We start from the raw sequence: 6153 nt of genomic DNA, 5'->3' as shown, positions 1-6153 counted from the left end.
GGAGCTGCCGAGGGCCTTGGCCGCCAGGTGGGCGGCCACGATTCCGAAGCCAGCGAACAGCGCCACCGACGGCGACTGACGCAGCAGAGCCAGCAGCAGCAGCAGGCCGCTGAGCGGATTGTTGATGAAGATCACCTGGCCCAGGCTGCGCAAGGCCGCCACCACGGCAGCGACGGCGCGCCGATGCCTCCAGCGACTGGTGAGCTGGGGCAGGGTGCCGCTGCAGGGCAGCAACCGCTCGTACCAACGCGCGACAGGAGCTTCCGTCGCCAGCAGGGAGAGCAGGAGCTGATGAACCGGACGGGCGTCCGGGGGGCCGGTGTGGTTCATGGCCAGGGCACCGTGGCTACAGGGACGCCCCCATCGCCCGTGGATGGATGGGGTTCCATCCAGGCGGCAGGGGCAGTCGTGCTCTGGAAGACCGGAACTTGCCTCTCCCTTTCATGGCACCTTTGCTGTCTAGGCGGCTCGACGGGTCCCTGCCACGGGTCTTCACGAGCTGCGCACCTCCCGCCGGATTCATCCACTGGTGTCATCCGCTGCCTGGAGCCGTGCCATGGATCGCGCCGGCCCAGGGGACGCGCCCCAGCCTGGAGGCCGACCTCCCCCCCTTCCACCCCATGCTTCGCATCCGTGGCGACCGGTCCAGCCTGCTGGCGGCCCTGGCGGCCCACTGGGCCGATCAGCAGCTGCAACTGCCCATGCTCGGTCCCGGCGCCCCCCTCAGCCCTGCTCCTCAGCCGCGCAGGCCGGACAGAGGGCCCGGACGTTGAGGACGCACTCCAGCAGCCGGAAGCCGAAGGTCCCGGCCGCCGCCTCGCCGGCCGCCAGCACGGCACCGCTCTCGAACTCCTCGGTGCGGCCGCAGCGGACACAGACCAGATGGTGATGGTCCCGGTGGGCGTCGCCGGCCAGCTCGAAGCGGCGCCCCCCCTCTGGCAGCTCCAGCTCCTGCAGCAGCCCCATCGAGCTCAGCAGCCGCAGGGTGCGGTAGACGGTGGCCAGCGACACCCGCTCCTGGCTGCGCACCAGACGCAGGTGCACCTCCTCCGCGCTCAGGTGGCTGCCCTCGCCGATCCGCTCGAACAGATCCAGCACCCGCTGACGCTGGGGCGTGAGCCGCTGGCCCCGGTCGTTCAGGGTGGTGCGCAGACTGCGGGGCTGGGCCAGACCGGTGGGGGGAGTGTTCACCACGCGATCCCAGACCTTCGCAACACTAGAGCCTATTGAGAAGGGCTGTCTGATGTCGGTGTGCTGGCCGACGTCGGCGGCCCGGACGACGCCCCCCGGGCCAGGCTGCCGTCCAGGCTGACCAGGGCGGCCCCCAGCAGATCGGTGAGCGTGACGATCAGGCGGTAGCTGAGGGCCACCGCCAGCAGCGGCGCCTCCGGCAGGGCCACCCCCATCCGCAACAGCAGCACCGCCTCGAACACCCCCAGGCCCCCGGGTGCCCCCGGCACCACCAGTCCGGCGGTCCAGGCGAGGGCGAATCCCGCCAGCCAGACGGTGGCATCGTTCGCCAGCGGCAGGTCGAAGGCCTGGATGCAGCAGCAGAAGCCGGCGAAGCGCAGCAGCACGAAGGCCATCTCCGCCAGCAGGGGCGGCCAGGGATAGCCACGCAGCACGGTCGACCGCTCCAGCGGCGTCTCCTGCCTGAGCTCCTCCTCCAGGCCGAGGTCCCGGGCCCGGCGCCGCTCCAGCCGCACCAGCAGGGGGTCGAGCCAGCGGGGCAGCAACAGGGCCAGGGGCAGCAGACAGACCAGGCCCAGCCCGCCCTGCCAGCCGCCGAGGGGCACCAACGCCAGGGCGGCCACCGCCGCCACCAGGGGATCGAGCAGCACCGCCACCAGCGCCATGGTCGTGCCGACCGGCGCTGCCAGGGGCGTGTCCTCGCTGCGCAGCCGCTGGACCCGCGAGGCCAGATGCCAGATGCCCCCGGGCAGGAACTTGCGCAGGTTGGTGGCCACGTGCAGTTCCACCACCGCGGCCCAGTCGGGGCGCAGGCCCAGCCAGCGCAGCACCACCCCCCAGGCCAGGCCGTTGACCACCAGGCTGAGCAGGCTCACGCCGACGCCCAGGAGCAACCACAGCCAGCCCTGACCATCGAGCCGAAGCTGCACCAGCTGGCGACCGTGGCTGAGCAGGGCCGCCATCACGAAGCCGATGCTGCCCAGGGTGATCCAGGGGCGCAGGCCGCCGGGCAGGGCCGGCAGCGTGGGGGGCGACGGCAGCCGGCGCCGCAGGGCCCCGAGGCCGGTCCCCAGGCGCTGGCCCAGGCCCAGGAAGTGGCGGGACCAGGCGCTCATGGGGCTCCCCCGTCGGCGGCCAGGGCCCGACGCACCTCGTCGCGCACCTCCTCGATCGAGCATCCCAGGCGCCCGGCCAACTCCACGAGGTCGGCGTGCTCCGCCTTGGCCCGCCGACGGCCGTCCGGGAGGGTGGCCCACTTGATCCGCACCGGCCCCAGCCGGGTGGCCAGCGTCTCGCTCTGTCGCGGCAGGATCCAGCGGTCCTGCAGCTGCTCCCGCACCCCCAGCGTCGTGCCGTGGCGCCACCACACCCGGCGCAGCCGGGGCCCCAGCTCCGGGGGCATCAGGGCCGTCATCAGGGTGCCGGTGCGTCCCTTCTTCATTGCCACCGGCTGGCTGAACACCTCCAGCGCCCCGTCCCGGCGCAGGGACTCGGCCAGGTAGGCCAGGTCCTCGGCCGTGGCGTCGTCGATCTGGGCCTGCTGCTGCAGCAGGGCTTCGCGCACCTCGCCCCCCTCGCTGCCCCCCTCGATGGCCCCCTCCGCACCAGCCTCCCCCAGCGGACGGGCCAGGGTGAGCCGGAGCAGGTTGGCCCGATCCAGCTCGCGGCTGCCCAGACCCACCCCCACCCGCAGCGGCAGGGCCGCGGGGGAGGGGCCGAAACGGTCGGCCCAGCAGGCCGCCAGGGCCATGCCGGTGGGGGTGGTGAGCTCGCCGGCGGGGAAGCCCTCACTGGAGCCCAGCGGCAGCCCCCGGGAACGGGCGATCTCCAGCACCGCCGGGGCGGGCAGGGGCAGGGCCCCGTGGGCCGTGACGACACGGCCGTGGCCCGCCGGCGGCACGCCGCAGACGAGCTGCTTCACCCCCAGATGGAGCAGCCCGGCGCAGACGCCGACGATGTCCACCAGGGCATCGATCGCCCCCACCTCGTGGAACTCCACGGCCTCGGCGGCGTGGCCGTGGACCGCCGCCTCCGCCTCCGCCAGCAGCCCGAACACCGCCAGCACCCTTTCCTGCAGCGCCGGCTCCAGGGGAGCGCTCTGGAGCTGCCCGCGCAACGCCCCCCAGGGGCGATGGTGCGGCTGGGGCTCCAGCGTCTCCACGTCCAGGTGGAGTCCCCGCAGCCCGGCGCTGCGCCGCTCCTCGATCCGCAGCCGGTAGCGGCCCTCCAGCCCCAGGGCGGCCAGGGGAGCCGCGATCACCTCCCGGGGAAGGCCGAGGTCCAGCAGGGCCGCCAGCAGCATGTTGCCGGCCAGACCGGTGGGGCAATCCAGCAGGGCCAGGGTCATGAAGGGGACCGGCGTCCGAACCGGGGGGCCGCCGCCAGCAGCCGGTCGGCCTCGGCTTCGATCTCAGCGCGGCGCTCCCGCAGGGCCTGCTCCACCTCACGGCGGGCCCGGCGCTGCTCCAGCCGGGCCATCTCGACGTCGAAGCCGGAGAGGCCCCAGAGACGACCCAGCAGGGCCCGATCGTCGTCGCCGCCGACGCTGTCGCCGTAGACCAGGGTCTCGGCCACCATGCCGGCCTGCAGCACCCGGCTCCAGCGGCGCAGGTCCTCGGCGGAGAGCTTCACGCTCTCGGGCAGGGCGAATTCGGTGCAGCCGCCGCTGTCGACGCCGGCCCGCAGGCAGGCCAGGCTGCCCACCAGCACCCGCCGGACCGCCAGGCCGTCGCTGTCCGCCGCCAGGGCATGGCCGGCCTCGTGCACGGCGATGCGGCGCAGGCGCCAGGCACCGCCGGGCAGGGCTTCGGCCAGCAGGTGGCCGCCCCGCCCGCCGAAGCGGGCCGCGTCAACAGTGAGGGAACCCAGGCCCAGGGCCACCAGCAGGGTGACCCACCAGGGGGAGAGCCCGACCAGCGGACCGACCACGGCGGCAAGACTCAGCAGCAACACCACGACCCCGGCCGTGAAGGCACCGCTGGTCATCTCAGCGGCCCTGGCGGGTCACGGCCCGGTCATGGCCCTTGGGCTTGGCCGGGCCGCCCTTGTCAGCCCCGGGTCGGCGGGCCCCCCGACCACCGCGGTTGCCCCGCTGGGCCACCGGGCCGATCACCTCGAAACGCTCGACGGCGAGCTGCTGGCCCTGGCGCCGCAGGTCGAGGGCGACGAAATGGCGCAGGTGCTCCAAGGGAATCTCACCGCGCAGCTGGAGCTTGAACGGCACCGGACGGTTGCCGTCGGGGCGGGGCTGCTGCCGCACCTTGATCACCAGATCGCCGGTCTCGGGGCGGGTGAAGATCAGCTCGCCGCGGATCGAGAAATAGTCGTCGCCCTCGGGGAGCTGGTCGGCGGCCGAGGGCGCCTCGGCGGTGGGCCCATCGGCTTCGCCCGCGGCGGCTTCGGCCCCTGGCGTCGAGAGGGTGCTGGGCTCCCACACCCCCACCATCTGCAGGTGGAGCTGGTTCTCCTCCCGCGAGCGGGGGTAGACGACCCACAGATGGGGGGTCTCCAGATCTAGATGCCGGCGCATCAGGGTGAGCAGGCGGCCGAGGACCACGGCTTCGATTTCGGTGCCCTCGGCCGTGCGGATCACGCCCCTGGTGAGCTGGGCAGGATCGGCTGGCACGTAGGACCCGCGCACCACTCCGATGGCCCGGTACTGGAGCGGCTCGGTGACCGGGGAAATGGGATGCTGGCGCATGGTGGAAGGAAAAACCCCGTGGCGGTACCTGGACTGGCCCGGGTCAATGTAAGCAGCAGCGGAAGCGCGATGCCCAGGCCAGACTCGGTCGCGACACCGAGCCCACACCGTCAACGGATGCCCTCCCCGAACCGAAGCCTGAGCGGCCTCTGGTCGCTGCTGGCCGTCAGCCTGGTCGGGATCCTGGCCCTCGGGGGAGGCTGGTGGCTAGGACACCGCCAGTCGGCCACCCAGGCCAGCGCCGATCCGAAGCGGACGCTGCTCACCAAGGAGGCCACCCGCCTGCGACTGCGGCTCGACGCCGATGAGGCCACCCCGGCCGACCGTCAGCGGCTGCTGGAACTGCTCGTCGCTCTCGACCGCAAGGGGGAGGCCGTCGGCCTGCTCGAGCCGATGGCCGACCGGGAGCCCGAGCGCTGGTCCCTGCGGCTGATGCTGGCCGAGCTGCGCCGCGACCAGGGCGACAGCAGCGGCGCCGAACGGGAACTGCGTCAGATCCTCAACCTGCGTCCCACCCAGGTGGAGGCCTTGCAGCTGCTCAGCCTGCTGAACCTGGAGCAGGGGCGCGGCGCGGCCGCGGAGGCCCGCGTCAAGGCGGCCTACGGGATGGCGATCAAACCCGACGTGAGGCCGGAAGCCCTCGGCATCGGCCTGCTGCTGGCGGAACTGCAGCTCAAACGGGACCAGGCGACGACGGCAGCTGCCACCTACCTGCAGCTGGCCAACCTGTTCCCCCAGGACCAGCGCCCCCTGCTGGGTCTGGCCATGCTGCGCCACGACCAGGGGGACACCAAGGGGGCCCAGGAGGCCCTGGCCCAGGCAAGGCTGCGCAGCCCCGATCCCGACAAGCCAGATCCGAGGCTCGACAAGCTGGCGGCCAGCTGGGGGCTCGAGCCGCTCAGATCCCCTTCAGCTGCCCGGCCGACCCCGCCGGCGCCGGCTTCGGCGCCTTCGCGTCAAACTCCCTGAGGGCCTGATCGATGGCGGAGCTGGGGGGCGTGGCGTCGTCCAGGGCGGTGCTGCGCTTCAGCTTGTTCATCAGGTCAAGCGGGTTGGTGCTGTCGAGGATCGAACCGCTGCCGGATCCCGATTTGCTCGGCCCGTAGTCATAGAGCTGACGCTCCTGGATGCTGGTACCGAGGGTCTGGCCGTAGCCGGCCTGCTGGGCCCGGGCCTCACCGGCCATCAGCAGGGCGAGAGCCCCGACGCCGGCCGCGCAGGCCTGCAGAGAAAACGAACGGTTCATGGCTCCTGCCGGCGGA

8 protein-coding genes are annotated in these 6153 nt (G+C 73.1%); 1 reads left to right on the top strand and 7 read right to left on the bottom strand.

What is annotated here, in order from left to right; translation table 11 throughout:
• The 6 genes from KUG38_RS04220 to patR all read right to left on the bottom strand — a co-directional run.
• Positions 1-330, bottom strand: a 330-nt coding sequence (locus KUG38_RS04220) for an urea transporter (RefSeq protein WP_216919258.1), incomplete at its 3' end; no start/stop codon positions are given.
• Positions 331-723: 393 nt separating this feature from the next.
• On the bottom strand, positions 724-1191 hold the full coding sequence (locus tag KUG38_RS04215; protein WP_094584898.1) for a Fur family transcriptional regulator: 468 nt from the start codon (positions 1189-1191) through the stop codon (positions 724-726).
• Positions 1192-1223: 32 nt separating this feature from the next.
• Entirely contained in the window at positions 1224-2306 is a 1083-nt protein-coding gene (locus tag KUG38_RS04210; RefSeq protein WP_286195600.1) for a lysylphosphatidylglycerol synthase domain-containing protein, read from the bottom strand.
• Complete coding sequence (larC, locus tag KUG38_RS04205) at positions 2303-3538, bottom strand: nickel pincer cofactor biosynthesis protein LarC (RefSeq protein WP_216919256.1); 1236 nt, start codon at positions 3536-3538, stop codon at positions 2303-2305. The genes KUG38_RS04210 and larC overlap by 4 nt, the downstream gene beginning before the upstream one ends.
• Positions 3535-4176: a M41 family metallopeptidase gene (locus KUG38_RS04200; RefSeq protein WP_216919254.1), complete on the bottom strand. Its 642-nt coding sequence runs from the start codon at positions 4174-4176 to the stop codon at positions 3535-3537. The genes larC and KUG38_RS04200 overlap by 4 nt, the downstream gene beginning before the upstream one ends.
• Before the next feature lies 1 nt (position 4177).
• Positions 4178-4891 carry a heterocyst master regulator PatR gene (patR, locus tag KUG38_RS04195; RefSeq protein ID WP_216919252.1) on the bottom strand — a complete coding sequence of 238 codons (714 nt, stop codon included), beginning with the start codon at positions 4889-4891 and terminating at the stop codon, positions 4178-4180.
• Positions 4892-5008: 117 nt separating this feature from the next.
• On the opposite strand from patR, the gene KUG38_RS04190 reads away from it, so the two are divergent.
• A complete protein-coding gene (locus KUG38_RS04190; protein WP_216919251.1) occupies positions 5009-5860 on the top strand; it encodes a tetratricopeptide repeat protein in 852 nt (283 codons plus the stop codon).
• On the opposite strand, the gene KUG38_RS04185 is transcribed toward KUG38_RS04190, so the two are convergent.
• Positions 5790-6137: a hypothetical protein gene (locus tag KUG38_RS04185; RefSeq protein WP_216919249.1), complete on the bottom strand. Its 348-nt coding sequence runs from the start codon at positions 6135-6137 to the stop codon at positions 5790-5792. The two genes, KUG38_RS04190 and KUG38_RS04185, sit on opposite strands and share 71 nt — an antisense overlap.
• Between the last annotated feature and the right edge of the window lie 16 nt (positions 6138-6153).

Source organism: Synechococcus sp. CCAP 1479/9 (assembly GCF_019038535.1).
GTDB lineage: Bacteria > Cyanobacteriota > Cyanobacteriia > PCC-6307 > Cyanobiaceae > Cyanobium.
The sequence above is the reverse complement of the archived record's forward strand: the minus strand, read 5'-3'. Positions and strand labels throughout refer to the sequence as shown.

Excerpts from the sequence above, each read along its gene's own strand:
- KUG38_RS04210 (WP_286195600.1), bottom strand. The coding sequence starts at position 2,306 with ATGAGCGCCTGGTCCCGCCACTTCCTGGGCCTGGGCCAGCGCCTGGGG.
- larC (WP_216919256.1), bottom strand. The coding sequence starts at position 3,538 with ATGACCCTGGCCCTGCTGGATTGCCCCACCGGTCTGGCCGGCAACATG.
- KUG38_RS04200 (WP_216919254.1), bottom strand. The coding sequence starts at position 4,176 with ATGACCAGCGGTGCCTTCACGGCCGGGGTCGTGGTGTTGCTGCTGAGT.
- patR (WP_216919252.1), bottom strand. The coding sequence starts at position 4,891 with ATGCGCCAGCATCCCATTTCCCCGGTCACCGAGCCGCTCCAGTACCGG.
- KUG38_RS04190 (WP_216919251.1), top strand. The coding sequence starts at position 5,009 with ATGCCCTCCCCGAACCGAAGCCTGAGCGGCCTCTGGTCGCTGCTGGCC.
- KUG38_RS04185 (WP_216919249.1), bottom strand. The coding sequence starts at position 6,137 with ATGAACCGTTCGTTTTCTCTGCAGGCCTGCGCGGCCGGCGTCGGGGCT.